General features: G+C 71.9%; 22 protein-coding genes, 1 other RNA gene and 3 pseudogenes. 16 read left to right on the top strand and 10 right to left on the bottom strand.

Annotated features, from left to right (window positions below; genetic code table 11):
- The first annotated feature begins 243 nt into the window (after window positions 1–243).
- The 4 genes from ACN27J_RS10640 to ACN27J_RS10625 all read left to right on the top strand — a co-directional run bounded on the left by ACN27J_RS10640 (window position 244) and on the right by ACN27J_RS10625 (window position 7,913).
- Window positions 244–1,956, top strand: coding sequence for an ABC transporter transmembrane domain-containing protein (locus ACN27J_RS10640; RefSeq protein WP_421372185.1), 1,713 nt, complete (start codon window positions 244–246; stop codon window positions 1,954–1,956).
- A complete protein-coding gene (locus ACN27J_RS10635; protein WP_421365556.1) occupies window positions 1,953–3,692 on the top strand; it encodes an ABC transporter ATP-binding protein in 1,740 nt (579 codons plus the stop codon). Before ACN27J_RS10640 ends, ACN27J_RS10635 begins: the two co-directional genes overlap by 4 nt.
- A gap of 82 nt (window positions 3,693–3,774) precedes the next feature.
- The gene (locus ACN27J_RS10630) at window positions 3,775–6,975 is read left to right on the top strand and encodes an SNF2-related protein (protein WP_421365554.1); all 3,201 of its coding nucleotides are present in this window, start codon (window positions 3,775–3,777) and stop codon (window positions 6,973–6,975) included.
- Window positions 6,972–7,913 carry an SWIM zinc finger family protein gene (locus ACN27J_RS10625; protein WP_421365552.1) on the top strand — a complete coding sequence of 314 codons (942 nt, stop codon included), beginning with the start codon at window positions 6,972–6,974 and terminating at the stop codon, window positions 7,911–7,913. The genes ACN27J_RS10630 and ACN27J_RS10625 overlap by 4 nt, the downstream gene beginning before the upstream one ends.
- A 105-nt stretch (window positions 7,914–8,018) precedes the next feature.
- Here the strand turns inward: ACN27J_RS10625 and ACN27J_RS10620 are convergent, their stop codons facing one another.
- Both ACN27J_RS10620 and ACN27J_RS10615 read right to left on the bottom strand, forming a co-directional pair.
- Entirely contained in the window at window positions 8,019–8,270 is a 252-nt protein-coding gene (locus tag ACN27J_RS10620; protein ID WP_278170454.1) for a DUF3040 domain-containing protein, read from the bottom strand.
- Between the two features lie 289 nt (window positions 8,271–8,559).
- A complete protein-coding gene (locus ACN27J_RS10615) occupies window positions 8,560–9,306 on the bottom strand; it encodes a bifunctional DNA primase/polymerase (RefSeq protein WP_421365550.1) in 747 nt (248 codons plus the stop codon).
- 298 nt (window positions 9,307–9,604) lie between these two features.
- On the opposite strand from ACN27J_RS10615, the gene ACN27J_RS10610 reads away from it, so the two are divergent.
- The 6 genes from ACN27J_RS10610 to ACN27J_RS10585 all read left to right on the top strand — a co-directional run bounded on the left by ACN27J_RS10610 (window position 9,605) and on the right by ACN27J_RS10585 (window position 15,415).
- A complete protein-coding gene (locus ACN27J_RS10610) occupies window positions 9,605–10,840 on the top strand; it encodes a helix-turn-helix domain-containing protein (protein WP_421365549.1) in 1,236 nt (411 codons plus the stop codon).
- Between the two features lie 49 nt (window positions 10,841–10,889).
- Window positions 10,890–11,456: a flavoprotein gene (locus ACN27J_RS10605; protein WP_421365547.1), complete on the top strand. Its 567-nt coding sequence runs from the start codon at window positions 10,890–10,892 to the stop codon at window positions 11,454–11,456.
- A gap of 130 nt (window positions 11,457–11,586) precedes the next feature.
- Window positions 11,587–12,597: a Nif3-like dinuclear metal center hexameric protein gene (locus ACN27J_RS10600; protein WP_421365545.1), complete on the top strand. Its 1,011-nt coding sequence runs from the start codon at window positions 11,587–11,589 to the stop codon at window positions 12,595–12,597.
- Entirely contained in the window at window positions 12,594–13,334 is a 741-nt protein-coding gene (locus ACN27J_RS10595; RefSeq protein ID WP_416592714.1) for a zinc ribbon domain-containing protein, read from the top strand. Before ACN27J_RS10600 ends, ACN27J_RS10595 begins: the two co-directional genes overlap by 4 nt.
- 8 nt (window positions 13,335–13,342) lie before the next feature.
- A complete protein-coding gene (locus ACN27J_RS10590; RefSeq protein ID WP_421365542.1) occupies window positions 13,343–14,572 on the top strand; it encodes a bifunctional RNase H/acid phosphatase in 1,230 nt (409 codons plus the stop codon).
- 81 nt (window positions 14,573–14,653) lie between these two features.
- Window positions 14,654–15,415: a sulfite exporter TauE/SafE family protein gene (locus tag ACN27J_RS10585; protein ID WP_421365541.1), complete on the top strand. Its 762-nt coding sequence runs from the start codon at window positions 14,654–14,656 to the stop codon at window positions 15,413–15,415.
- Window positions 15,416–15,510: 95 nt separating this feature from the next.
- On the opposite strand, the gene ACN27J_RS10580 is transcribed toward ACN27J_RS10585, so the two are convergent.
- The gene (locus tag ACN27J_RS10580) at window positions 15,511–15,696 is read right to left on the bottom strand and encodes a hypothetical protein (RefSeq protein ID WP_421365539.1); all 186 of its coding nucleotides are present in this window, start codon (window positions 15,694–15,696) and stop codon (window positions 15,511–15,513) included.
- A 235-nt stretch (window positions 15,697–15,931) separates the two neighbouring features.
- Between ACN27J_RS10580 and rnpB the strand changes: the two genes are divergently transcribed.
- The 4 genes from rnpB (at window position 15,932) to ACN27J_RS10560 (ending at window position 18,514) form a co-directional block, all read left to right on the top strand.
- An RNA gene (gene rnpB / locus ACN27J_RS10575) (RNase P RNA component class A) lies at window positions 15,932–16,351 on the top strand.
- 90 nt (window positions 16,352–16,441) lie between these two features.
- Window positions 16,442–16,597: a hypothetical protein gene (locus tag ACN27J_RS10570; protein WP_421365537.1), complete on the top strand. Its 156-nt coding sequence runs from the start codon at window positions 16,442–16,444 to the stop codon at window positions 16,595–16,597.
- Between the two features lie 205 nt (window positions 16,598–16,802).
- A complete protein-coding gene (locus tag ACN27J_RS10565) occupies window positions 16,803–17,999 on the top strand; it encodes a Fic family protein (RefSeq protein WP_421365536.1) in 1,197 nt (398 codons plus the stop codon).
- On the top strand, window positions 17,996–18,514 hold the full coding sequence (locus ACN27J_RS10560; protein WP_421365535.1) for an NUDIX domain-containing protein: 519 nt from the start codon (window positions 17,996–17,998) through the stop codon (window positions 18,512–18,514). The genes ACN27J_RS10565 and ACN27J_RS10560 overlap by 4 nt, the downstream gene beginning before the upstream one ends.
- Before the next feature lie 43 nt (window positions 18,515–18,557).
- Here the strand turns inward: ACN27J_RS10560 and ACN27J_RS10555 are convergent, their stop codons facing one another.
- Both ACN27J_RS10555 and ACN27J_RS10550 read right to left on the bottom strand, forming a co-directional pair.
- Entirely contained in the window at window positions 18,558–19,262 is a 705-nt protein-coding gene (locus ACN27J_RS10555) for a dienelactone hydrolase family protein (RefSeq protein ID WP_421365533.1), read from the bottom strand.
- A 187-nt stretch (window positions 19,263–19,449) separates the two neighbouring features.
- A pseudogene (locus tag ACN27J_RS10550) lies at window positions 19,450–19,897 on the bottom strand (DUF1801 domain-containing protein).
- A 208-nt stretch (window positions 19,898–20,105) separates the two neighbouring features.
- Between ACN27J_RS10550 and ACN27J_RS10545 the strand changes: the two are divergent.
- Window positions 20,106–20,429 (top strand): annotated as a pseudogene (locus ACN27J_RS10545) (NUDIX domain-containing protein); the annotation flags it as partial.
- A gap of 152 nt (window positions 20,430–20,581) precedes the next feature.
- Here the strand turns inward: ACN27J_RS10545 and ACN27J_RS10540 are convergent.
- Window positions 20,582–21,340 carry an alpha/beta hydrolase gene (locus ACN27J_RS10540; protein WP_421365531.1) on the bottom strand — a complete coding sequence of 253 codons (759 nt, stop codon included), beginning with the start codon at window positions 21,338–21,340 and terminating at the stop codon, window positions 20,582–20,584.
- A gap of 195 nt (window positions 21,341–21,535) precedes the next feature.
- On the opposite strand from ACN27J_RS10540, the gene ACN27J_RS10535 reads away from it, so the two are divergent.
- A complete protein-coding gene (locus ACN27J_RS10535; protein WP_421365530.1) occupies window positions 21,536–21,976 on the top strand; it encodes a GNAT family N-acetyltransferase in 441 nt (146 codons plus the stop codon).
- Here the strand turns inward: ACN27J_RS10535 and ACN27J_RS10530 are convergent.
- From ACN27J_RS10530 to ACN27J_RS10515, 4 genes and pseudogenes are all read right to left on the bottom strand, one after another.
- A complete protein-coding gene (locus ACN27J_RS10530; protein ID WP_421365528.1) occupies window positions 21,927–22,643 on the bottom strand; it encodes an HAD family hydrolase in 717 nt (238 codons plus the stop codon). The genes ACN27J_RS10535 and ACN27J_RS10530 overlap by 50 nt on opposite strands.
- A gap of 146 nt (window positions 22,644–22,789) precedes the next feature.
- The gene (locus tag ACN27J_RS10525; RefSeq protein WP_278170432.1) at window positions 22,790–22,987 is read right to left on the bottom strand and encodes a DUF397 domain-containing protein; all 198 of its coding nucleotides are present in this window, start codon (window positions 22,985–22,987) and stop codon (window positions 22,790–22,792) included.
- A gap of 18 nt (window positions 22,988–23,005) precedes the next feature.
- Window positions 23,006–23,518: pseudogene (locus ACN27J_RS10520) on the bottom strand (DUF5753 domain-containing protein); the annotation flags it as partial.
- Window positions 23,519–23,625: 107 nt separating this feature from the next.
- Complete coding sequence (locus ACN27J_RS10515; RefSeq protein ID WP_421365526.1) at window positions 23,626–25,002, bottom strand: cellulose binding domain-containing protein; 1,377 nt, start codon at window positions 25,000–25,002, stop codon at window positions 23,626–23,628.
- Window positions 25,003–25,103 lie beyond the last annotated feature (101 nt).

The following is a 25,103-nucleotide window of genomic DNA, read 5'->3' as shown; positions in this document are numbered from 1 at the left end:
TCGGACTGCCGCCGATTCTGCACGACCGGTGCCAGCTGCCCGGTCGCGGTGCGGCCCAGCTCAGCGGTGCCCGGTGACCGACGACACAGCCGGCAGATGGGGGAAAATGCGTCGGCGGCGTGAGTTGGGACGTTTTAGCCTGGGCGGGTGCCGCCGCTGATCCCGCACCCCGATCCGGGCAGTCCCGATATCCGGGGGCCGGTGCGCTACCTGTGGTGGCTGGTGCGTCGCCAACCGTGGCGGGTGCTGCGCGGCGCGTTGCTCAGTACGGTGTGGATGGTCGGCCTGGCCGGTCGGCCGTATCTGGTGGCCCGGGCGATCGACGACGGACTGCGCCCCGGCCGGTGGGCCGTACTGGCGTGGTGGGTCGGTGCCGTCCTGGTCGCCGGGGTGCTGATCTCCGTGGTCGGTGTGTTTCGGCACCGCACGATGACCTACATCCGCGAGGACGCCACCGCCCGGTCCGCCGGGGTGCTGTCGCGGCAGTTGGCGCGCATCGGCGCGGTCCTGCCGAGCCGGCTCGCGACCGGCGAGGTGGCCACCGTCGGCGGCACCGACATCACCCACACCTCGCACGTGCTCACCCTGACCGGGCCGGGCGTCGGTGCGGTGCTGGCGTACCTGGTGGTCGCGGTCCTGCTCTGGACGGTCTCGCCGGTGCTCGCGGCGGTCATCCTGATCGGCGTGCCGGTCGTCGCGGCGCTGCTCGGCCCGCTGCTGCGCCGGTTGGACCGGGCCGAGCAGACCTACCGGCGGGAACAGGGCCAGCTCACCGCCCGCGCCGGTGACATCGTCGCCGGGCTGCGGGTGCTGGCCGGGGTCGGCGGTCGGTCCCTGTTCGCCGACCGCTACGTCGACCACTCCCAGCGGCTGCGTGGGCACGGCTACCGGGTCGCGGCGGTGAACAGCTGGATCGAGGCGCTCACCGTCACCGTCCCCGGCCTGTTCCTCGCCGCCGTGGTGTGGATCTCCGCCCGGATGGCGGTCGCCGACGAGATCACCATCGGGGAGCTGGTCGCCGTCTACGGGTACGTCGCCGCGCTGACCGTCCCGGTCTGGTTCCTGCAGGAGGGCAGCTACCAGTTCATCCGGGGCCGGGTCGCGGCCCGCCGGATCGTGGCCCTGCTGCGGCTCACCCCCGACCCGGTGACGGACCTGGCGGCGCGGCACACCGCCGCCGCCCCACGGCAGCCGGCCGACCTGCACGACCCCGACAGCGGGTTGACCGTGCCGGCCGGCCGGATGATCGGGGTGGCGGCCGACGACCCGGGCGACGGGCAGGCCCTGGCCGACCGGCTGGGCCGGTTCCGCCGGTCCGGGGTGACCTGGGGCGCGGTGCCGCTGGGCGCGGTCGCGCTCGACGAGGTGCGGGCCCGGATCCTGGTCGCCGACCACGACGCGTACCTGTTCGCCGGCACGCTGCGGCAGATCCTGCAGGGTGCGCGGGCGGACGAGCCGGACGCGGCCGGTGACCGACGGGTGCGGGCGGCGGTCCGGGTCGCGTCCGCCGACGACGTGGTGACGTCGCTGCCGGACGGCCTGGCTACCCCGATCGGCAGTCGCGCCCGCACCCTCTCCGGTGGCCAGCGCCAGCGGGTCCGGCTGGCCCGGGCGCTGCTGGTGGAGCCGGAGGTGCTGATCCTGATCGAGCCGACCTCGGCGGTCGACGCGCACACCGAGGCGCGGGTCGCCGACCGACTGCGCGTCGCACGGGCAGGCCGGACCACAGTGCTGGTCACCACGTCCCCGCTGCTGCTCGCGGCCACCGACACGGTGGCGTACCTGCGCGGCGGTCGGGTCGTCGGAATCGGCGGCCACCCGGAGCTGCTGGCCGGCGACCCGGACTACCGAGCGCTGGTCGCCCGGGGCGGCGAACTGACCGACGCGGCCGGACCGACCGTGGGGCCGACCGTGGGGCCGACTGCGGGGGCGACGCCCGGGGCGGGGCAACCGTGACCGCCTCCGGTCGGTTGCCGGTGGCCGATCCGCGTACCGTCCGGCGGGCGACCGGTGAACTACTCGGTCAGCAACGCTGGGTGGTCGCCGGCATCCTGGTGCTGCACGTCGGCGCGGCCCTGGCCGGCCTGGCCGGGCCGTGGCTGCTCGGCCGGATCGTCGACGTGGTCACCGTCGGCGCGTCGGTGGCCGCGGTCGATCGGCTGGCGGCGGCGCTGATCGGGTTCGTCCTGCTGCAAGGGCTGCTCACCCGCTTCGCCCGGTACGTCGGGCTGCGCTTCGGCGAACGGGCGGTCGCCCGGCTCCGCGAGGACTTCGTGCACCGCGTCCTCGGACTACCGGTGTCGGTGGTCGAACGAGCCGGCACCGGCGACCTCGCCACCCGCAGCTCCAGTGACGTCGCCACGGTCGGCACCATGGTCCGCGATGTGGTGCCGGTGGTGGTGATTGCCACCGCGCAGCTGGTCCTGCTGTTCGGTGCGGTGTTCTGGCTGCATCCGCTGCTGGGGCTGGCCGGCCTGATCGGCCTGCCGTCGATCGTGGCGGTGACCCGGTGGTACCTGCGTCGGGCCCGCCCGGCCTACCTGACCGAGGGCGCGGCGATGGCCGCGTTGACCGACACGTTGACCACCACTGCCGACGGTGCCCGTACGGTGGAGGCGCTGCGGCTGGGCGACGAACGGATCCGCGCCGGCCGGACCCGGATCGCCGACCTGTGGGCCGCCCGGCGGGCCACCCTCGCTCTGCGTTCGGTGTACTTTCCGGTGGCCGAGGCCAGTGTCGCGCTGCCGATCGGTGCCGCGTTGCTGGTCGGCGGGCTGCTGCTGCACCGGGAGACCGTCACCCTCGGCGCGGTGGTCGCCGCCGCGCTCTACCTGCAGCAGGCCGTCGAGCCGTTGGACACCATCCTGCAGTGGATCGAACAGGCCCAGCGTGGGCTGGCGTCGTACGCCCGGGTGCTCGGCGTCGGGCAGGTGCCGCCGGAGCCGCGCGGCCGGAACGCCACGCCGACCGGCCGTGAGGTGCGGGTGACCGGTCTGACCTTCGGCTACGGCGGCGGCGTCGACGTGCTGCGCGGCATCGACCTGACGGTGGCCGCCGGACAACGGCTGGCGATCGTCGGCCCGTCCGGGGCGGGCAAGTCCACCCTGGCCCGGCTGATCGCCGGCATCGAGGCGCCCCGCGACGGCGCGGTGCTCCTCGGCGGCTGCCCGGTAACCGACCTCGACCCGGCGCAGCGGCGTCGCCGGATCGCCCTGGTCACCCAGGAACACCACGTTTTCATCGGTACGCTGCGCGACAACCTGCGGTTCGCCGCCCCCGAGGCGTCCGACCAGGCGTTGCGCTCCGCATTGGTCACCGTCGGTGCCGACTGGTACGCCGACCTGCCCGCCGGCCTGGACTCGTTGCTCGGCGACGGCGCGCTCGACCTGCCGGCCGCGCACGCCCAGCAGGTGGCGCTCGCCCGGCTGGTGGTCGCCGATCCGGACATCCTGATCCTGGACGAGGCGACCGCCGCTCTGGACCCGACCACCGCCCGCCGGACCGAGCAGGCGTTGGCGGCGGTACTGGCCGGGCGGACCGTCATCGCCATCGCACACCGGCTGAACTCGGCCCACGACGCCGACCGGGTGGCGGTACTGGACCAGGGTCGGATCACCGAGCAGGGCAGCCACGACGAGTTGATCGCCGCCGACGGCGCGTACGCCGCCCTGTGGCGCTCCTGGCACGGCTGACCGCCCCCCGGCGGTGGCGTGTCGGCCGTACCAGCCGAACCACCCGTACCATCGGCGCAGGTGCGACGGCGAAGGAGTGAGTGTGCTGGTGGTGCAGGGGCTACTCGGCCCCGCCGGTCGGCTCGCCGTCTGGGCCGAGGACTCGACGTTGCCGTCGGCGCCGCCCCGGCGGCCGGGGCGGCCGCCGCGCCGCCGACCGCACCCGTTCGCCGCCGGACACGAGACCCTGGTCGCTGCGCTGAGCCCACTGCTCGGGCCGGTGGCGGTGAAGGCGGTCACCGGCAGTACGGCGGTCCGGCTGCCGACCGTCGCCGGTGCTCCGGTCGAGTCACCGGAGCTGGTCCGTACCCAGTCCGACGCGCCGACCACCGGGCTGGCCCGCGACGGCGGCCACGCCGACTGGCTGGTGTCCACCCTGGAGTTCGACGCCGACGAGGCGTTGCCGGTGCTCTGCACTCTGCACGACGTCGATCCGGCAGCCGACACCGCGCCTAGCCACGGTCTGCCTGGCGACGGTCTGCCTGGCGACGTCGCGCCGGGCGACGGTCTGCCGGGCGGGTTGGTGATCGGCGCCGGGGTGCGCCACCTGGCGCTGTTCGCCGGGTTCGCCGCCGAACTGGTCGCCCGGGGCCGGGTACTACCCGCCGTCCGGCCCGGCCCGGCACCCGGGTCGGCCACCGCCTGCTGGCTGCCGCTGCTGACCGGTGTCGACCAGCGGTGGGCCCGGTCGCTGGCGTTGGCCACTCCGGCGGCGGCGCTGGCCGCCGGGGCGCCCGGCACCGGACACCGGCGTGTCGCCGAGGCGCTGGACGCGCTGACCGACGCCGCCGCCCGCGCCGCGCTGCACGGCGTACGGCTGGCCGAGGGCCGGGCCCGGTCCGGGCCGTTGGCCGCCCGCGACGCCTGGCTGACCGCGTTGACCGGGCCCCGGCGGGACTTCACCGCCCCGGTCGCGGCGCTCGCCACCCTCGTCGCCGAGCTGGAGCACTGGCAGCGGGACGCGGCCGGCGGTCCGGTGCGGGCCCTGTTCCGGCTGCGCGAACCCGAATCCGACCCCGCCGCCGCCCCCGACCTCGCCGCCGATGGTGACGGTGACGGCACCGTCGGATGGCGGTTGGAGTTCGCGTTGCAGGCCACCGCCGAGCCGAGCCTGCTGGTCGACGCCGCTGCGATCTGGCGCGGCGGCCGGCAGCTCCAGCCGCTCACCCGGCACACCGCCGACCCGCAGGAGACGCTGCTGGCCGAGCTCGGCCGGGCCAGCCGGCTGTGGCCGGCGATCGACGACGCGCTGCGCACCGCCACCCCCGACGGGATGGACCTGGACGTCGCCGCCGCCCACCGGTTCCTGCGCGACGGCGCGCCGGCCCTGCACGCCGCCGGGTTCGGCGTCCTGCTGCCGTCATGGTGGTGGCGACCCACCGCCCGACTCGGTGCCCGGCTGCGGGCGAGCAGCCGTACCGCCCCGGGCACCGTCGCCGTCGACCGTGACTTCGGCACGTCTGCCCTGGTCGACTACCGCTGGGAGGTTGCCCTCGGCGACCAGCCGCTGACCGAGCAGGAGCTGCGGGACCTGGCCCGGGCCAAGAGCCCGCTGGTGCGGCTGCGCGGCGAATGGGTCGAGGTCGACCCGACCCGGCTCGCCGCCGGACTGAAACTGCTGCGCTCCGGCGGTGAGCTGACCGTCACCGACCTGCTGCGGGTCGCTCTCGACGGCGACGACGACGCGCTGCCGCTGCCGGTGCTCGGCATCGACGCCGACGGGGCGCTCGGTGACCTGCTCAGCGGAGAGGTGGAGCGCCGGCTCACCCCGGTGGCCGAGCCGGCCGGTTTCCAGGGCCGGCTGCGCCCGTACCAGCAGCGGGGTCTGGCCTGGCTGCGGTTCCTGGACTCGTTGGGACTCGGCGGGGTGCTCGCCGACGACATGGGACTCGGCAAGACCGTACAGCTGCTCGCCTTGCTCGCCGCCGACGAACCCGACGCCGGACCGACGCTGCTGATCTGTCCGATGTCGCTGGTCGGCAACTGGCAGCGGGAGGCCGCCCGGTTCGTGCCGGACCTGACGGTGCACGTGCACCACGGCGCCGACCGCCCCCGTGGCCCGGAATTCGTCGCGGCGGTTACCGGCGCCCGGCTGGTGGTCACCACCTACGCGGTGGCCGCCCGGGACGCCGCCGACCTGGCCGGGGTCGGCTGGCACCGGATCATGGTCGACGAGGCGCAGGCGATCAAGAACGCGGCGACCCGGCAGGCCGTCGCGGTCCGGTCACTGCCCGCCCGGCACCGGGTAGCGATCACCGGTACGCCGGTGGAGAACCGCCTCGCCGACCTGTGGTCGATCATGGAGTTCGCGAATCCGGGCCTGCTCGGCGGCGCGGCCACGTTCCGCCGCCGGTACGCCGAACCGGTGGAACGCCACGGCGACGCCGAGGCCGCGCAGCGGCTGCGCCGGATCACCGGCCCGTTCGTGCTGCGCCGGCTCAAGACCGACACCTCGATCATCTCCGACCTGCCGGCGAAGCTGGAGATGGAGGTGGTGTGCAACCTCACCGCCGAGCAGGCGTCGCTCTACCAGGCCGTGGTCGACGACATGATGGGCCGGATCGAGTCCAGCGACGGCGTCGAGCGGCGCGGCCTGGTGCTGGCCACCATGACCAAGCTCAAGCAGATCTGCAACCACCCGGCGCAGTTCCTGCGCGACGGCTCGCACCTGGCCGGACGCTCCGGCAAACTCGCCCGGCTCACCGGGATTCTCGACGAGGTGCTGGCGGCGGGGGAGAAGGCGCTGCTGTTCACCCAGTACGCCGAGTTCGGCGCGATGCTGCGCGGGTACCTGTCGGCGTACACCGGTCGGGAGGTGCTGTTCCTGCACGGCGGTCTGGGCAAGGCGGACCGTGACGACCTGGTCGCCCGGTTCCAGGCCGGTGGCGACGCCGACGGCGACGGGCGGGCCGGTCCGCCGCTGTTCGTTCTGTCGTTGAAGGCCGGCGGCACCGGGCTGACCCTGACCGCCGCCAACCACGTGGTGCATGTGGACCGGTGGTGGAACCCGGCGGTGGAGGACCAGGCCACCGACCGGGCGTTCCGAATCGGCCAGCGGCGGGCGGTGCAGGTCCGCAAGTTCGTCTGCGCCGGCACCGTGGAGGAGAAGATCGCGGCGATGGTAGCGGACAAGCGTGGCCTCGCCGCGACCGTCGTCGGCAGCGGTGAGCAGTGGCTGACCGAGCTGTCGACCGCGCAGCTGCGGGAGCTGTTCACACTGGAGGCGGGGGCGGTGGTGGAATGAGCTCGTTCGCCGATTTCGGCCGGCCCCGGAGGGTCGACGGCGGGCTGCGGGCCCGCAGCACCCGGGGAGCGATCGGTCAGTCCTGGTGGTCGCGCCGCTTCGTCGACGTGCTGGAGTCGTTCGCGCTCGGCACCCGGCTGACCCGGGGCCGCTCCTACGCCCGGGCCGGGCAGGTGCTCGCCCTGACCGTGGCACCTGGCGTGGTGACCGCCCAGGTACAGGGTTCCCGGCCCCGGCCGTACCAGGCACGGATCGGGCTGCGGCGCTACGGCGACGCGGTGTGGCGGCGGATCGAAGGCACCCTGGCCGGCCAGGCGCTGTACAGTGCCCGGCTGCTCGCCGGCGACCTGCCGCCGGAGCTGGAGCAGGTGTTCGTCGCCGCCGGGGCACCCCTGTTCCCGGCCGGGGTCGACGAGCTGGCGATGAGCTGCAGCTGTCCCGACACGGCGGTGCCGTGCAAGCATCTGGCCGCCACCTGCTATCTGCTCGCCGAGGAGTTCGACACCGACCCGTTCCAGATCTTGCACTGGCGGGGGCGGGACCGGGCCACCCTACTGCGTCAGCTGCGGCTCGCCCGTGGTGGCGACGGGCCGTCTGCCCGTGGTGACGGTGACGGGCCATCCGCCCGTGGTGACGGCGGTGCGCCGTCCGCCGACGCTGTCCCGCCGTCCACCGACTCCGGTGCGCTGCCGGTGAGGTCCCCGGTCGGTGCCGGCCCCGCGCTGGCCGGCCTGTCCGAACCCGTCGCCACGTCGGACGCCGGATTCTGGCGTGCGCCGGTACCGCTGCCGGACCGCGAGCCGGTCCTGCCAGCCCGCGCCGACCTGCTGCTGCGCCAGCTCGGCGCGCCGTCACCGGCGATCGGCGGACCGGGCCTGGCGACGGTGCTGGGCCGGGCCTACCGGCGGTTCGCCGAACCCGCGCCGGCCGACGACTGACCCGGCTACCAGCGGCGTGCCCTGGCTACTAGCGGCGTGCCCTGGCTACTAGCGGCGTGCCCTGGCTACTAGCGGCGTGCCCTGGCTACCAGCGGCGGGCCCTGGCTACCAGCGGCGGGCTCGCAGCGCGAGCAGACCGGCGGCGGTGAGTGCCACCGTGCAGATCGACGCGGCGATCCAGCCGCCGAACAGGGCGAGCAGCGGCACCACCGCCCAGAGCAGCACACTGGCGATGATCGCCGCCCGGTTCCGCCGGTCGGCGGCCTGATCACCCAGGCGGGCGACGAAGTCCGGATCGGTCGTCCGCAGATGGCGGGCGATCTGGTCGAACCGGCGTTGATCCTCCCTGCTGAGCATGGCGTGCCTTCCCTCCGAACGTCCCGACGGCCGTGGCGTGGTGGCTTCGGTGGCGTGGTGCGGTAGCGCGCTGTGCCTACCGAACGATGCGTACCGAACGGCCATCGGGGCATTACCCAATCGCCCGCCGCTCACGCAGCCCGGTCCTGCAGCTTGCGCCTCAACCGGCAAACAGGACGGCCGCCGGCCCGGGACCGTCAGGTCTCGGGCCGGCGGCCGCCGGGAAGATCCGCCTACCCGGGTGAGCACCCGGGCCGGTGGAGTCACCCGCAGGTGACCACTGGGCAGGTCACAACGCCCGGCGCAGGGTGGACGTCTGCCGGGGGACGAAAACCGCGGCCGCCGGGACGACCGGGACGGTGAGCGGCACGGCGCCCGGCAGCGGCCCGACCGGCGCGCTGCGGGGCTGCGGCAGCCGCGGTGGCGCGGCGGCGGATTCCCGGGAGTCGACGATGATCCGCTGTACGGCGTACGAGTCAGGTAGCCGCCAGCCGACCTCGTCCGGATCGACCGCCCAGCGGACCGGCCCCTGCGGCAGTACCGTCGGTGGGGCGGGGATCCAGGAACCCGGCCCGTGCTGGATGACGTCCAGCGAATCGGCCAGCTCCGGGCGCAGCGCGTCACCCGGGCGTACCAGGAACATCCACCGCCCGGTCGGGGTGACCGCGACCGGCCCGCGCAGCTGGCCCCGGCCCGGTGCTGCGGCACCGCCACGCAGCCGCAGCGTGCACAGCGTCCGCAGGCCGAGCCGGGCCGGCACGTCGAGTACGTCGAACGCCTGTCCGGTGGTCAGCAGGACGGTGTGCGGCTGCTGGCGCCACCACGAGCCAACCTGGTAGCGCTGGTCGCTGGCGTCCCGTTCCCAGTGCTGCAACGCCGGATGGCAGCCGGTGGTGGGACAGCCGGGGCGGTCGCACCGGAAGCGCCCCTGGTGCAGGTATGCCCCTGGCGTCACCGGCCAGCCGTGCCTGGCGTAGCGCAGCGCGCCGCGGCGTAGCCGCAGGCGGACGAAAGGCGGTTGGACCGTCCACCGCATGATCGAGATTCCTCCAAGACATCTGGGTGCCGGCCGGACCACTCGTCGGGTCCGGCCGGTCGGATCAGGGCAGCCGGATCCGGCGTGGCCGGGGCGGGTACGCCCCGGCGACACGCCGGAACTTTTCGACTGCCAACCCTTTGCAAGTTGCATCGAAAACTACGACCATCTGTGATGGACCTAACGCACTGCCTGTGCGATGAGCACGGTCAGTGGTCCCGGTGTCCGGGGGGATGCCGCATCGACCAGCACGTTTGCCGGCTCCGAAGTGCCCGGCACCGCGAGGGGGAACATGAGCGTGGAAGAGTTACCCATCGGTCGACGGGTCGCCTACTGGCGTGGCCGGCGCAAAATGTCCCAACAGGTGTTCGCCGACCGGCTCGGCAAATCCAAGAGTTGGGTGGACAAGGTCGAACGGGGGGTGCGCCGACTGGACAAGTTTTCGGTGATCCACGAGATCGCCGACGTGCTACAGCTCGACGCGCAACTGCTGCTCGGCAAGGACCCGGAGCGGCGGCCGGAGAGCGTCACCTGCATAGACCAGGTGGAGGTGGAGGAGATTCGGGCCGCACTGGAACGCTACGACTCGATCAGTACGTTCTTCCGACCCACGAACAGCCTGCCGCCGCTCGCCGAGATGCACAAGGCCACCAACCACGCCTGGCTGACCTTCCAGCACGCCAAGTACGGGGTGCTGGCCCGGGCACTGCCCCGGCTGCTGCGTGACGCGCAGGCCGCCGACGCCCACTACACCGGTGACGACGACGACGCGCAGCAGGCGGCGAGTCTGCTCGGCCAGCTCTACCAGATTGCCTCGTCCACGCTGCGCAAGCTCGGTGAGCACGATCTCGCCTGGCTGGCCGCCGACCGCTCGATCGCGGTGTCGCACCGGGCCGGCGACCGGCTGCTGACCGGGGTGGCGACCTGCCGGGTCGGCAACGCGCTACTGGCCCTCGGCCGGTCCCGTGCGGCCCTTGAGGTGAACGTGAACATCGCCAACCGACTCGCCCCGGCGGACAGCCGCAGCAGCACCCCGGAGCAGCTGTCCGTCTACGGCCTGCTGCTGCTGCAGGGCGCGATGGCCGCTGCCCGGCTCGGCGACAGCGCAACCGTCCGGGACCTGGTCAACGGTGCCGACGATGCGGCCCGAGGGCTCGGCGAGAACCGCAACCACTACTGGACCTGCTTCGGCCCGACCAACGTGCAACTGCACCGGGCGGCGGCCGCCGTGGAGCTCGGCGAGGGACGGGCGGCGGTCGAGACCCACCGGGTGATCATGGAGGATCCGGGCTTCAGCGCCCTGCTGCCGGAACGGCGGGCGCACCACCTGCTCGACATCGCCCGCGGCTACGCCCAGTTCGGCGAGCTGGAGAAGGCCACCGAGATGCTGCTGGAGGGCGACCGGCTCGCCCCGGCGGAGATCCGCTGCCGACCGGTGGCCCACGCCGTCATGTCCGACGTGCTGCGCCGCACCCGGGGTACGCCGTCGGCGCCGGTCGCCGAACTCGCCGAACAGATGGGGGTCGGCGTGTGACCCGACACCCCCGCGACAGCCACGTACCCATCGACGGAGAGGTGACGGTGTGACCCCGGCCGGTGCCCGGATTCTCTACGTGATCGCTTGCGGCAGTCCAGCCTCCCGTCACGTCGGGAGGCTGGTCACGCTGGCCCGACAACGCGGCTGGTCAGTCTGCGTGGTGGTCACCCCGGATGGACGCAAGTTCGTCGACCTGCCGGCGCTGGCCGCACAGACCGGCCACCCGGTGCGGGTCGACTACAAGAACCCCGGCGACCCGGATGTGCTACCCCCCGCCGACGCGATGATCATCGCTCCGGCCACCGCCAACACGATCAACAAGTGGGCCGCCGGGATCACCGACACCCTCGCCCTCGGACTGGTCGTCGAAGCACAGGGCAAGGGCCTGCCGATCGTCACACTGCCGTTCACCAACACCGCGCTCGCCCGGCATCCGGCGTTCCAGGCAAGCGTCGCACGGCTGCGCGGCTGGGGGGTGCGGGTGCTGCTCGGTGACGACGTGCTGCCGTTACAGCCGCCCGGTGAGGGGGAGCAGATCATCGACCGGATCCCCTGGCACCTCACCCTCGAGGCCCTCGACGAGCAGTTGCCCGCCGGCACCACCCACGGCTGACCGGGACGCCGCAGCGCCCGACGGGCGCGACGCCCCACGACGTAATGGAAGCCGCCGCCCCACGACGTAATGGACGCCGCCGCGCCTGAACGTCCGGAGCGCGGCGGGCGGATGGGTAAGCTGGGCCGCCGTGGACACAACTGCAGCATCACCGGTACGGGTCGCCGACGTGACCGCCGCCGTCGAGCGGCGCTACCCGACGGCCTGGGCTGAGCAGTGGGACCGCGTCGGCCTGGTCCTCGGCGAACCGGATGCCCCGGTACGGCACGTGTGGTGCGTCGTCGACTGCGTACCGGAAACCGTCGCCGAGGCGGTCGACGCCGGCGCCGACATGATCATCGCCCACCACCCGCTGCTGCTGCGCGGCGTCTCCTCGGTCGCCCCCACCACGTACAAGGGGCGGATCGTCCACGACCTGATCCGGGCCGGCGTCGCGCTGTACGCCGCGCACACCAACGCCGACGTGGCCCGGCCCGGCGTCTCCGACGCGCTCGCCGACCGGCTCGGCCTGACCGACCTGCGGCCCCTGGTGCCGGCAGCACCCGGCAGCCCGGCCGCCGCCGTCGCCGGCCAGGGCGCCGGCCGGATCGGCACGCTGCGTCAGCCGCTCAGCCTCGCCGCGCTCACCCGGCACGCCGCGGAGGTGCTGCCGGCCACCGCCTGGGGGGTGCGGGCCGCCGGCGACCCGGGACGCCTCGTCACCACGGTGGCGGTCTGCGGCGGCGCCGGTGACGCCTACCTGGCCGCCGCGAGCGCCGCCGGAGTCGACGCCTACCTGACCGCCGACCTGCGCCACCACCCGGTCAGCGAGCAGATCGCCAGCGGCGGCCCGGCGCTGCTCGACGCCGCCCACTGGGCCACCGAACGCCCCTGGCTGGACGACCTCGCCGCGTACCTCACCGGCGAACTCGGGGTCGCCGCCACCGTCTCCGACCTCGACACCGACCCGTGGACGCTGCACACGCCGTCCGCCGGCCGCGCTCGGGTGGCGACCAGCGCCACCCCCACCCGCGCGGTACCCACCGGCCCCACGCCTCCGGTACCCACCGGCCCCACGCCTCCGGCACCCACCGGCCCCACGCCTCCGGCACCCACCCGTTCCGCGCCCGCCGTATCCACCCATGAGGAGCCCCATCCGTGAAGGCAGACCCGCAAGCCCAGCGCCGCCTGCTCGACCTGCAGGCGATCGACACCGCGCTCGCCCAGCTCGCCCACCGGCGACGGACCCTGCCCGAGCACGCTGAGCTGGACGCCCTGGCGCGGGAACTGTCGGCGTTGGAAGACGAGCGGGTCCGCGCCCAGGTCGCCGTCGACGACCTGGACCGCGACATCGCCCGGCTGGAACGCGACGTCGACCAGGTCCGCGCCCGCAAGGACAAGGACCAGGCCCGGCTCACCGCCGGCTCCGGCCCGGCCCGGGAGTTGGAGGCGCTGCAGCACGAACTCGCGTCACTGACCCGCCGGCAGACCGAGCTGGAAGACGCCGAACTGGAGCTGATGGAACAGCGGGAGACCGCCCAGGCCGCGCTCGACCAGGTCACCGGACGCATCGACAGCACCCGGCAACGGCGTGCCGAGGTCGAACAGACCCGGGAACGCACCCTCGCCGAGATCGCCAGCGAGGAACAGTTCAAGACCTCCGCCCGCGCCCCGCTGGCCGGCGACCTCCCAGCCGACCTGGTCGCCCTCTACGACAAGATCCGGGAGAACTCCGGCGGGCTGGCCGCCGCGCTGCTGCGCGCCGGCCGCTGCGGCGGCTGCCGCCTCGAACTGTCCGCCACCGAACGGGGCCGGATCAAGGCGGCCGACCCGGCCGAGGTCCTCCGCTGCGAGGACTGCCGTCGGATCATGGTGCGGACTGCCGAGTCGGGCCTGTGAGCGCCGCGATGAGGGTCGTCGTCGAAGCCGATGGGGGTGCCCGGGGCAACCCCGGGCCCGCCGGGTACGGGGCGGTGGTGCTCGACGCCGACACCGGCACGGTGCTCGCCGAACGGGGCGAGGCGCTCGGCGTCGCCACCAACAACGTCGCCGAGTACCAGGGGCTGATCGCCGGGCTGCGGGCCGCCGCCGAGATCGGCGCCACCTCGGTCGACGTACGGATGGACTCGAAGCTGGTCGTCGAGCAGATGTGCGGCCGGTGGCAGATCAAGAATCCGGGCCTGCGGCCGCTCGCCGCGCAGGCCGCCACACTGGTCCGCGAGTTCGACTTGGTCAGGTTCAGCTGGATCCCCCGGGAGCAGAACAAGCGTGCCGACACCCTGGCCAACCAGGCGATGGACCAGGCCGCCGGCAAACCGGCCAAGGCCGCCAAGGCTCCGCCGGCACCTGCTGCGCCGGCTACGTCTGCGGCTTCGGCCGCGTCGGCTGCCGCTGCGGCCCCGGCGGCCTCCGTCGGATCGGTCGTCGAGGCCCAGCCGTCGATGTTCGCCGTCGCCGGGGCCGGCGACGCCCCGGCCGCCTCCTGGGAGCCGCCGACCACCGCCACCGCCACCCGGCTCATCCTGGTCCGGCACGGCGAGACCGGGCTGAACAAGCAGAGCCGCTACTCCGGGCGCGGCGACGTACCGCTGTCCGAGCAGGGCGCGGCGCAGGCCACCGCCGCCGCCGCGCGGATCGCGGTGATCCGGGCCAAGGTCGACGTCATCGTCTGCTCGCCGCTGTCGCGCTGCGTCGACACGGCGCGGGCGATCGCCGCCGAGGTCGGCGACCCGCCGGTACGCACCGAGGCCGACCTGATCGAGTGCGACTTCGGCGAATGGGAGGGCCGCACCTTCGCTGAGGTGCGGGAACGCTGGCCGGCTGAGCTGACCGCCTGGCTTGCCTCCACCGAGTTGTCCCCGCCCGGCGGGGAGTCGTTCGCCCAGGTCGCCGGCCGGGTCCGCCGGGTGGTGCGGGAGCTGCTCACCGCGTACCGGGGAAAGACCGTGGTGGTGGTCTCGCACGTCTCCCCGCTGAAGATCATGCTGCGGGACGCGCTGGGTGCCGGGGACGCGCTGCTGCACCGGCTCTACCTCGACCCGACCGGCATCTCGGTGATCGACACCTGGCCGGACGGCGGCGTGGCGGTGCGCACCGTCAACGACACCGCCCACCTCGCCGGCATCGCCACCCCCTGACTGAGGCCGGGCTCGCCGCTGCTGGCGTTGGCCTGGCCACACCGTGACCTGGTGCGGCCGGTGCGCCGCTAGCCTCGCAGGATGGATCTTCCCGCGTTCGCGTTGCTGGTCGGGGCCGGGTTGGCGGCCGGCACCGTCAACGCGGCGGCCGGCGGCGGCTCGTTGATCACCTTCCCGGCGTTGATCGCCGTCGGCCTGCCGCCGGTGTCGGCGAACGTCACCAACGCGATCGCGGTCTGCCCCGGCTATGTGGCCAGCACCGTCGGCAGCCGCGACGACCTGCCGCGCCGACGCGGACTGTGGCGCCTCGTGCCGACCGCCGTCGCCGGGGCGGTCCTCGGCTGCGTCCTGCTGCTGATCACCCCGCCCCGGGCCTTCGAGCTGATCGTGCCGTTCCTGGTGATCAGCGCGGCGGCGGTGCTCGGCTTCCAGAACCAGCTGCGGCGCCTCGTCGGCGAACCCCACGACCTGCCAGCCGGGCGCGAACAGGTGTCCTTGCAGGCGATGACCTTCTTCTGCGCCGCGTACGGCGGATATTTCGGTGCCGCGCTCGGGGTGATGCTGGTCGCCGGCCTGGCCCTGGTGCTCGACGAGGCGCTCAACGGCGTCGTCGCGTTGAAGAACCTGCTCTCGGCGGCGGTCGGGGTGACCACCGTCGCCGTGTTCGCCATCTTCGGCCCGGTCGACTGGGTCGCGGCGCTGGCGGTCGCCCCGGCCACCATTGTCGGCGGCTACGTGGGCGCGCGGGTGGTACGCAAGCTGCCGCCGACCGTGCTGCGCTTCGGCATCGTCGTCTTCGGTGTCGGTATCGGCGTCCTGCTGCTGACTCGCGCGCTACGCTGACCCGCTCTCGGCGCGCTCACCGCCGAGCCTGCTTTCTCCTGCCCGCGCTGGCCGCCACTCCGCAGGGTCCGCGCTCGAGTTGAAGGCCAGATACCCTATCTGCCGCCGGTAAGGTCGCTGACCTTCAACTCGAGCGCCCGGGCCCACTGACGGCGACGGTTGGCCGGGATACCGTCCACCACGACCCGGCGGCGCGGGCCGTGCAGACCGCCGAGGAGATCGTCGCCCTCCTGCTCGGGGTCGCGGCGCAGCGATGCTCCGCCGACCCTGGTGAGCTTCAACGAGATCGGCCATCTGCCGCCGGGCGAGCGAGGCCAGCCGCCGGTGGAGTTGCTGACCTGAGCCGCCTGGCTGTTGCCTGGCTGTGGGCGTAGGTCATGCGGTGGATCTAGAAGGATTCGGCCGGTATATCGACCATAATCCTTCTAGATCACTGTTCTGGGCTGGTCGTGGTGGCCTGCCGGGCCTGCGGGCGGGGAATGATTGTGGGCTGCGTACGATTGATCCTCGGACGGACGAGTCGACCGGGCGGCCGCGTCAGCGGGGGGATATGTCCCCTGTTGCCGAGGAACGTCCGGACTCCACAGGGCAGGGTGGTTGCTAACGGCAACCCGGGGCGACCCGCGGGACAGTGCCACAGAAAACAGACCGCCGGGCGGTGAAACGCCCGGTAAGGGTGAAACGGTGGGGTAAGAGCCCACCAGCATCCCGGGTGACCGGGATGGCTCGGTAAACCCCACCCGGAGCAAGGCCAAGAGGGCCGGTGTCGCGAGACGCCGACCTGCGCAGGCGTTCGAGGGCTGCCCGCCCGAGTCTGCGGGTAGGCCGCTGGAGCCTGCCGGCGACGGTAGGCCTAGATGGATGGCCGCCACCGCTGCGCGATCCGGGCAACCGGCGCGTACGGGACAGAATCCGGCGTACAGGTCGACTCGTCCGTCCCACCCCAGTTCAGAGCCACGCGCGTACCTGCGGCTGCGTCAACAGGGCGGGCATCGACGTTCGCGCCTAGGTCCTATCGTCGGTGCCGTGTCCGACATCCTGCAGATCGGCTCCCTCGCCGTCCCCGTTGGTGCCCTCGTCGTCTACGCGGTCGGGTTCGTGGTCCTCTACTGGGTCATCCGCCTTGCTGGCCGGCACGCCATCCGAGACGCCGACCGGCGTCGGTCAGGCGAGCGGCGGTAGCGTCGGGACGCCTCTGGTAGGTGACAAAGGTCTGGCCAGGCAACCACACAGCCTGTCCGCCCTTTGACGGTGTCGCATGGTCAGACTCTCTGACTGGGCATCGTCCCGTCGCCAATGCCAGCGGCAATGTCCCGATGTCTCTTACATAGGGACAGCGGGCTCGCCGTGGTAGAATGTCCTTAACTTAAAGACATTGGGACATGGGTTGATCTACGAAACGCCTGAGTTGGGCGCCGACGACGCGGCCGTGCTCGCCGAGATTCACGAGATGCGCCGAGAGTTGGCCGCTGCGCTCCGTGCCCCTCGACGGTGGCAGGGCGGGCTGCGTCGGACCATGCTCGCCCGTGCCATTCAGGGCTCCAACAGCATCGAAGGCTACGTGGTCGAGGAGGACGACGCCGCCGCCGCGCTCGACGACGAGACGCCGTTGAGCGCCGACGAGCGCACCTTCGCCGAGATCCGCGGCTACCGGCACGCGCTCGGCTACGTCCTGCAGATGGCGTCCGACCCGCACTTCGTGTTCGACGCCTCCGGCCTGCGCGGCATGCACTACATGATGCTCGCCCACGATCTCGGAAAAAGCCCGGGACAATATCGGACCGGCCAAATCTTTGTCTACGACGAGCGTTCCGAGCGCCGGGTGTACCAAGGGCCGGACGCGGGCCTGGTGCCAGGACTGATGGGCGAGCTTGCCGACCGGCTCCGGAACGAGCCGGATGTCGATCCGATGGTCCGGGGTGCCATGGCGCACCTCAACCTGGTGATGATCCATCCGTTCCGGGACGGCAACGGTCGCATGGCGCGTGCCCTGCAAACGCTGGTGCTGTCGCGGGAGGCCATCGTCGAGCCTGCGTTTTCCAGCATCGAAGAGTGGCTCGGCAGCAACACCGACGACTACTACCGCGTCCTCCTCGCAACGGGTCGGGGGGCGTGGAGCCCGGAGAACGACGCTCGGCTCTGGGTCTCCTTCAACCTGCGAGCCCATCATATGCAGGGACAGACCGTTGCCCGACGGCTCGATGAGGCATCGGCGGTCTGGAAGGAACTGGACCAACTCACTGTCGAGCACCGACTGCCCGACCGGGTCACCGACCTGTTGTACGAGGCCGTACTCGGATACCGGCTCCGCCGGGGTGGCTACGTGAAACTGGCCGGGATCGAGGAACGCACCGCGTCCCGCGATTTCGCGCAACTGGTCGAGGCAGGGCTGCTTCGGGCGATCGGGGAACGGCGGGGCCGCTACTACGTCGCAGGTGAGGAACTGATCGACACGCGGCATCGCAGCCGCGAAAGCAGACGGCCGCTGTCGGACCCGTACCCCTGGTTGCCAGCACACCTCGTCTCGGCGGTGGCGGAGATCGCGCAGCCGGTGCCGAAACGAGCCGAAGGCGACGGCGGATGACTGAAAACCGCCGTGAGCGGCTGCCTGCCCTGGTGACTCCATCGGCGGACGACTACACCGCGAGGTTGCCTCGCAAGCGGATGGGTTCGGGGGTGCTCTTCCGGGACCACGTCGGACGGATCCTGATCGTCGAGCCTACGTACAAGGATTACTGGGAGCTGCCGGGTGGGGTGGTGGAGGCCGACGAGTCGCCGTACGACGCGTCGGTCCGTGAGCTGACGGAAGAACTCGGCCTGACCGTCGCTCCCGGCCGGTTGCTGGTCGTGGACTGGGTGCCGCCGCGTACCGGTCGCACCGAGGGGGTCATGTTTGTCTACGACGGCGGGGTCCTGGACACCGCGCGGACCGACGCGATCCGGCTGCCGCCGCAGGAGTTACGCAGCTGGGCGTGGTCGACCCTGGCCCAGGCGCAGCAGCGGTTGTCACCGCTGCTGGCCCGGCGGGCCACCGCCGCCGTCGAGGCAGCCGACGACGGCGGGACCCGCTATCTCGAGGACGGCAACCGGGTCTGCTGAGCCCGAGCCGATCCGGACGGATGCCAGCTTCGATCAGTGCTGGTCAGTGCGGCAGGAGGTGCCGGGTGAAGAACCGTACTGTGCTGTCCAGCTCATGATTCGGGAGCCGGTCGGCGTGCCGGCCGGGGTTGGCGTGCAGCGTCTTCTCGGTCGAGCCGAACGCGTCGAACAGGGCCAGGCCCTGCTCCCGGGGCACCCGTTCGTCGTCCCACTGGATCAGAAACTCGACCGGCACGGTGATGCTGGCCGCAGCGTCCAGCGTGGATGCGGCGGCTGCTCCGCCCAGGCCGAGGACCGCCGCGCGCACGCGCGGCTCGGCGGCGACGAACGGTACGCCGAGCCCGCAGCCCAGCGAGACTCCCCAGTAGCCGACCGGCCCGGCGTCGAGATGGTCGATGACGGCCCGCCACTCCGGGACGGTCTGCTGGGCGACCAGGGCGTGGAAGTCGGCGAGCAGCGCGGCCAGGTCGCCACCGGAGCTGGCAGCGGCCTGGATCTCGGTGGCGATGCTCTGGTAACGCTCGTCGGTTGGGCGCTCGCCGTGGTTCGGCACATCGACGCAGACGGCCGCGAATCCGCTGGACACGAAGCGGTGGGCGCGGTGCAGGACGCCGGGGGCGGTCTTGTGCTGGCCGCCGCCGTGGCCGATGACGATCAGCGGCGGTCGGTCGGCGCCGCTGCCGGCTGAGGTCCAGAGCACAGCGGGTACGCCATCGACGGCGAAGTGTTCTTCCTGGATGTTGTGCATGCGCGTACGCGCCTTTCGAGAGTGCCTTGTGCGGGCGCTCCCTAGACCATGCGGGGGAGGGAGTCCCGGCCTGTCGCAGCGTTGATTGGACTCACCTCCTCGGGCAGCAGTCATGCACGGCGCAGCGATCGTAGCGCAACCCACCCGCTATCGGCTCTCAGCTTTCGGGCGACGGCCTACTGGCACGTCAGCTCACGGCCTTCTTGACAAGGGCGGCGATGGTCTCGGCGGCCTGCCCGCTGAGCTGGGTGACGGCGAAGGACGTCGGCCACAGGCCGCTGTCGTCGGCGAGGTTGGCCGCAGCGGTGAAGCCGAAGGTGGAGTAGGGCTCCTTGTCCGCGTGTCCGCTGCGGAAGAAGCACACGACCTTGCCTTTTCTCGCGTACGCCGGCTGGCCGTACCAGAGCTTCGGGGACAGGTCGGGGACGTTGGCGGTGACGATGGCGTGTATGCGTTCGGCCAGTGCGCGGTCCGACGGTTTCCATCTGGGCGATCTTCGACAGAACGTCGAGCTCCTCGGCGGCTGCCTTGCCACCACGACCGCGGGTCGTCTCCTTCTTGAGCTCTGCGGCGCGTTCCTTCAGTGCGGCGCGCTCGCCCTCGGAGAATCCGTCTGTGCCTGCCTTGCTCACCATGTCGCTCCTGGTCGTTGTCGGGTGTGACCGAGGGTCACGCTAGCCGTGCTGCGGCGGCTGGTGCTTCTCGATTCCTGATCGGTCGAGGCGGCCCGGCGCCACGAGCCCTGACCAGCGGAAGTTGCCGTCAACTGGACATCCAGGCGGTTAACCTCCCGTGGTGAGCTCCCCGCCTGACGATTACACAGCGACGTTGCCGCGCAAGCGGATGGGTTCGGCCGTGCTGCTGCGCGACCGGGACGGACGAATCCTGCTCGTCGAGCCGACGTACAAGGACTACTGGGAGCTGCCCGGCGGGGCGGTGGAGGCCGACGAGTCGCCGTACGACGCGGCGGTCCGTGAGCTGGCCGAAGAACTCGGCCTGGCGGTCACTCCTGGCCGGTTGCTGGTCGTCGACTGGGTGCCGCCTCGCGTCGGCCGCACCGAAGGGGTCATGTTCGTGTACGACGGCGGCATCCTTGACGCGTCGCAGGCCGACGCGATCCGGCTTCCGCCGCAGGAGTTGCGCAGCTGGGCGTGGTCGACCCTGCTGCAGGCGCAGCAGCGGCTTTCGCCGCTGCTGGCCAGGCGGGCCGCCGCCGCTGTGGAAGCGGCGACGGACAGCGGGACTGTCTACCTTGAGGGCGGGAATCAGGTCGGTGGTCCGTCGGCGCGCGGAGCCAGATCGGTGATCACGCGGTGGTGTCAGGAGCTGCTTGCGGTACAAGAGCTACCCAGGTGTCGGGCGAAGAATCGGATCGAGCTTTCGATTTCGAACGACGGGACTCGAAAGTGGCTGCCTGGGTTGGCGTGCAGCGTCTTCTCTGTGGAGCCGAGTGCGTCGAACAGCTTCATGACGGAGTCCCGTGGATTGCCTTCGTCGTCCCACTGCAGCAAGAACTCGACCGGGATCGTGATCCGCGCTGCGATGCCGGTGAGCCACTCGCTTCCAACGAGGCCCAGGACCGCGGCCGTGATCCGGGGCTCGGCCGCGACCAGCCGGATGCCCATCTCACCGGCTTGGGACAGGCCGTAGTACCCGACGGGCTGGCTGTCGCCGACGGAGTCCAGGTTCTGCAGCGCGTCTAGGGTGGTCCGCCAGTCGGGTATGAGCTGCGCCGCCACGGTTTCGTTCAGGGCGGGCCACGCCGGGCCGAAGGGCTCGCCTGCGGCCTCCCGTTCCTCGATGAGCGCGACAAGCCGCCGGATCTCCGGGTGCTCCGGCCTGTCACCGGTACCCGGCGCGTCGATCGCGGCGACCGCGAAGCCGCCGGAGGTGACGTAGGGAAAGGCTCTGGAGACGACCTCCCATCCCTTCTTGTGCTGGCCGCCGCCGTGCCCGATCAAGACCAACGGACGGGGACCGGAGCCCTCGGCAGGCGTCCAGAGCACCCCGGGGATGTCCCCGACGCTGAAGAGCTGCTCGCGGACGCCGTCAGCGACGGTTTCCGAGGTGATGCGCATGGCAGGGATTACACCGGGATTCCCGGCGACGCGGCGAGGCAATTACCCGATGCGGACGCGGTCGGCAACGACGACGTAGGCCGGCAAGTCCGCTGCCGGACCCGACGGTACTCATCAGAGTGTGGTGACCCTGGCTGACTTGTCGTACTCGCTGGACCGCCTCGCGTGGCGTGTCCGGTCGATAGAGTCGCGAGCATGAGCGTCGAGATCGAGGCCGTACGAGTCGCCACCGACGAGGTCGTGAAAGCGTTCGGCCGGCTCCTCCCGCAGCTGTCCCGTTCCGCCAAGCCACTTGATCTGACGGCGCTGGACGAGTTGGTGGCGTCGGACGCAAGCACTTTGCTCATCGCTCGCCGCGAGGGCGAGATCGTCGGCGCGTTGACCCTGGTGATGTTCCCGATCCCGACCGGTAGGCGGGCGTGGATCGAGGATGTGGTGGTCGACGAGTCGGCGCGCGGTCTCGGGGTCGGGGCGGCGCTGACCCAGGAGGCCGTCAGGCTGGCTCGGGAGGCTGGCGCTCGGACCGTTGACCTGACGTCCCGCCCGTCTCGTGCTGCCGCGAACCGGCTCTACGAACGACTCGGCTTTAGTCTCCGTGACTCGCGGGTCTACCGCCTTGCACCCGGCGACCAGTGAGGGCGGTGACGACTTCGGCCATGCTGCCGATGATGGCGTCTGAGCCGCTGAGTCTGTGGTATTTGCGGGGTTTGTTGGCGTAGCCGATGGTGGGTACGCCGACCGCCTGGGCGGCCTCGATGTCGGTAGGTGAGTCGCCAATGAGCACGCAGTCCTCAGGGTGGGCGTGCAGTTCGCAGATGGCGGCGAGCACCGGTGCCGGGTTCGGTTTCATTCCGGCTGGGCCGGCGTGGGGTCGGCCGATGACGGGCTTGATGTAGGCGTCCAGCTGTTGCGCGATCAGGTACCGGTTGATGGCGTCGGCGCTGTTGTTGGAGACGATCGCGATGCCGTGCTGGGCGCGGTGGGCGGTCACGATGACTTCCCGGGCGTACGGGGTGGGTTCGGCGACGGCGACGGCGTCCAACTCGGCAGCGCGCAGGGCGTCGTCGACTTGGCGCAAGATGGTTGGCCGGTCAAGGGTGGCGCTCCAGCGCAGCACGGCGAGCGGGTCGGGATCATCGAGCAGGTCGGGCGGGACGGTGACGCCCTGGTCGACGAGCAGCCGGCGCAGGGTGGCGGCGACCTGGGGCGCGGGGTGGTTGGCGAAGACCTTGCAGACGGGTCCGTCGAAGTCGAGCAGCAGGAACCGGGCGCGGTCGATGACGGCGGCGAGTTCAGCGGTCATGAGGCGTGCTCGCGGGCGATGGCGGTCAACTTGCTGTCGAACCAGCTGGCGTGACCGCAACGCAGTCGCAACGCGGTCACTGTTCCGCTACCTCTGGTTCGCAACTTCGCCAGCGACGTGGTGAAAGACATCCACGCCGCTGGCGGTTACGCGGAGAGCTGGGACGACTTGAGCGCGGTGGTGAAGGTGGTCCAGGCGGAGGGGGCGAAGGTCAGCGCCGGGCCGGTCGGGTCCTTGCTGTCCCGGGTGGCGACGACTCCCGGCAGGTTGCGGGCGACCTCGACGCACTGGCTGTTGGCGTTGCTGCGGCTGCTCTTGATCCACATGGCGCGGGTGAGATCCATCGCGCCCCTCCTTCTGGTCTACGCCAAGTCCTTGGCGATCGCGGCGATCAGGTCCCGGGACTTCCCGGCACTGAGCGCTGCCGTCTGCAGGTGGGTGTAGGTAAGCGTAACCCGATTCATGTCCTCGGGACGCTCCAGATACACGTCGCCGGCCTGGCTCTCGATGTACGCGACCGGGCTGTGCACGTCCTCGTCGAAGTCCAGGATCGAGAACGATCCGCTGGTGCCGGGATGCCAGCCCTCGCTGAACGGCAGCACCTGCAGCATGACGTTCGGCCGGGTGCTCACCTCGGTCAGGTGGTCGAGCTGGCGACGCATCACCGCGTCGCCACCGGGCCGCCGGTGCAGCACAGCCTCGTCAACGATGGCCCAGAACTTCAGTGGTGGGTCGTCGGTGAGGCGATCCTGTCGCGCCATCCGTAGCTCGACCCGCCGGTCCACCTCGCCGGGATCGTCCGGCCACGCCGTGGAAGCGACGGCTCGGGCGTACTCCTCGGTCTGGAGCAGGCCGGGGACGATGGCCAGCTCGAAGTTCGTGCAGCGGGACGGGCTGCGCCTACTCTACCGGCGGCAGCGGTGAGCGTTGTCCGGGGCGACGACGGCCAGTTGCCGTCGTCGCCCCGGACTGTTCAGCGGGATCAGGGACTGGTGCAGGTCAGTGCGGACGGCGTCGACGGCGATCCGGAGCCGAGGAAGCCGAAGGTCGCGGTGCCGGCGGCCGGCAGCGATCCGTTGTACGACACGTTGCGTACCGAGACGCTGGAGCCGCTGGTGCTCAGGGTGCCGTTCCATATCTGGGTGATGCTCTGGCCGCTGCCGAGGCTCCACCCGACGGTCCAGCCGTTGATCGCCGAGCTGCCGGCCCGGACGGTCACCTCACCCTGGAAGCCACCCGGCCACGACCCGATGGTCTGGTAGGTGGCGGTGCAGGCACCCGTCGGCGGGGCCGTCGTGGGCGGCGCGGTGGTCGGTGGTGCAGTCGTGGGCGGCGCGGTGGTCGGTGGCGCCGTCGTCGGTGGCGCGGTGGTGGGCGGTGCCGTCGTCGGCGGGGCGGTCGTCGGGGACGGCGACGGCAGGCCCGGCGGGACGAGCGGGCATGTGTTGCGATACTGCAGCACCCCGGAGGAGTCCATCAGCGGGCAGAGGAACTGGGTGTACCGCAGGTCGTTGTCGAGGAAGATCTTGACCCAGGGGATCATCGTGCGCATCAGCAGCGTGTTCGGTCGGGTCGGGAAGCTGTGGTCGAGCCCGGCGGCCTCGATGTACGCGCCTTCGGTCGTCGACGGCAGCCCGTTGTAGAGGTTGCTGACCGACGACGGGGTGGTGACCGTGTCATTTTGTCCGGAGTAGAGCAACGCCGGAACCTGCATGTTGGTCAGGTTCTGCGACGGCGAGAACGGCGTGAAGCCGACTGCGGCCTTCAGCGCTGGCCGCCGCAGCGCCGCGCTGAACGCGCCGCCGCCGCCCATCGAGTGACCCGCGACGGCGAGCCGGTTCGGGTCGACCCGGCTGCGCACCGAGCTTTGCCCGGTGAGGTAGTCCAGCGCGGCCAGCAGCTGGGTGCCCCGGGCGGTGTCGAAGTCGTTGCGGTCGTTGGTCTCGATGCCGATGACGACGAAGCCCTGCGAGGCGAGCCGGGGCCCCATCCAGGCGAGTTCGACGGAGAACAGCGCGGTGTAGCCGGGGGAGATGGCGATCGCGCCGAAGGTGCCCTGGCTGGTGTCGGTCGGGTAGTAGATCATGCCGCCGTTGAAGCCGTACCCGGGCGGGACGCTGACCTGCGCGGTGGCGAACGGTCCGTTGGGCGCGGCGACGCTCGCGGGGGTCGGGTCCGGACCCCGTTGGTACGGGTTGTCCGCCGCGACCGCCGCCGGACCGGTTGCCACGATCCCGACAGCCAGCCCGAGAGTGGCCGCCGCTGCCGTGGCGAGCAGCTTGAGTGGTCGTCGTCGGGCCGGCCGCCGGCCGGGACGGGAGTCCGCGGGTGGTGGGTGTGTAGTCGCAGTTCCTGGCATCGGGTGTCTCCTTGCCCGTCGTGGGGTGAGCCATCGAACCGATGATCATCGATGTTATCGATCACATTACCCACCCTGCGGCCTGGCCATCAATCGATGTC

The organism is Solwaraspora sp. WMMB762, assembly GCF_049179115.1.
GTDB lineage: Bacteria > Actinomycetota > Actinomycetes > Mycobacteriales > Micromonosporaceae > Micromonospora_E.
Note: the sequence above shows the minus strand (reverse complement) of the source record. Positions and strands in the feature narration are given on the sequence as shown.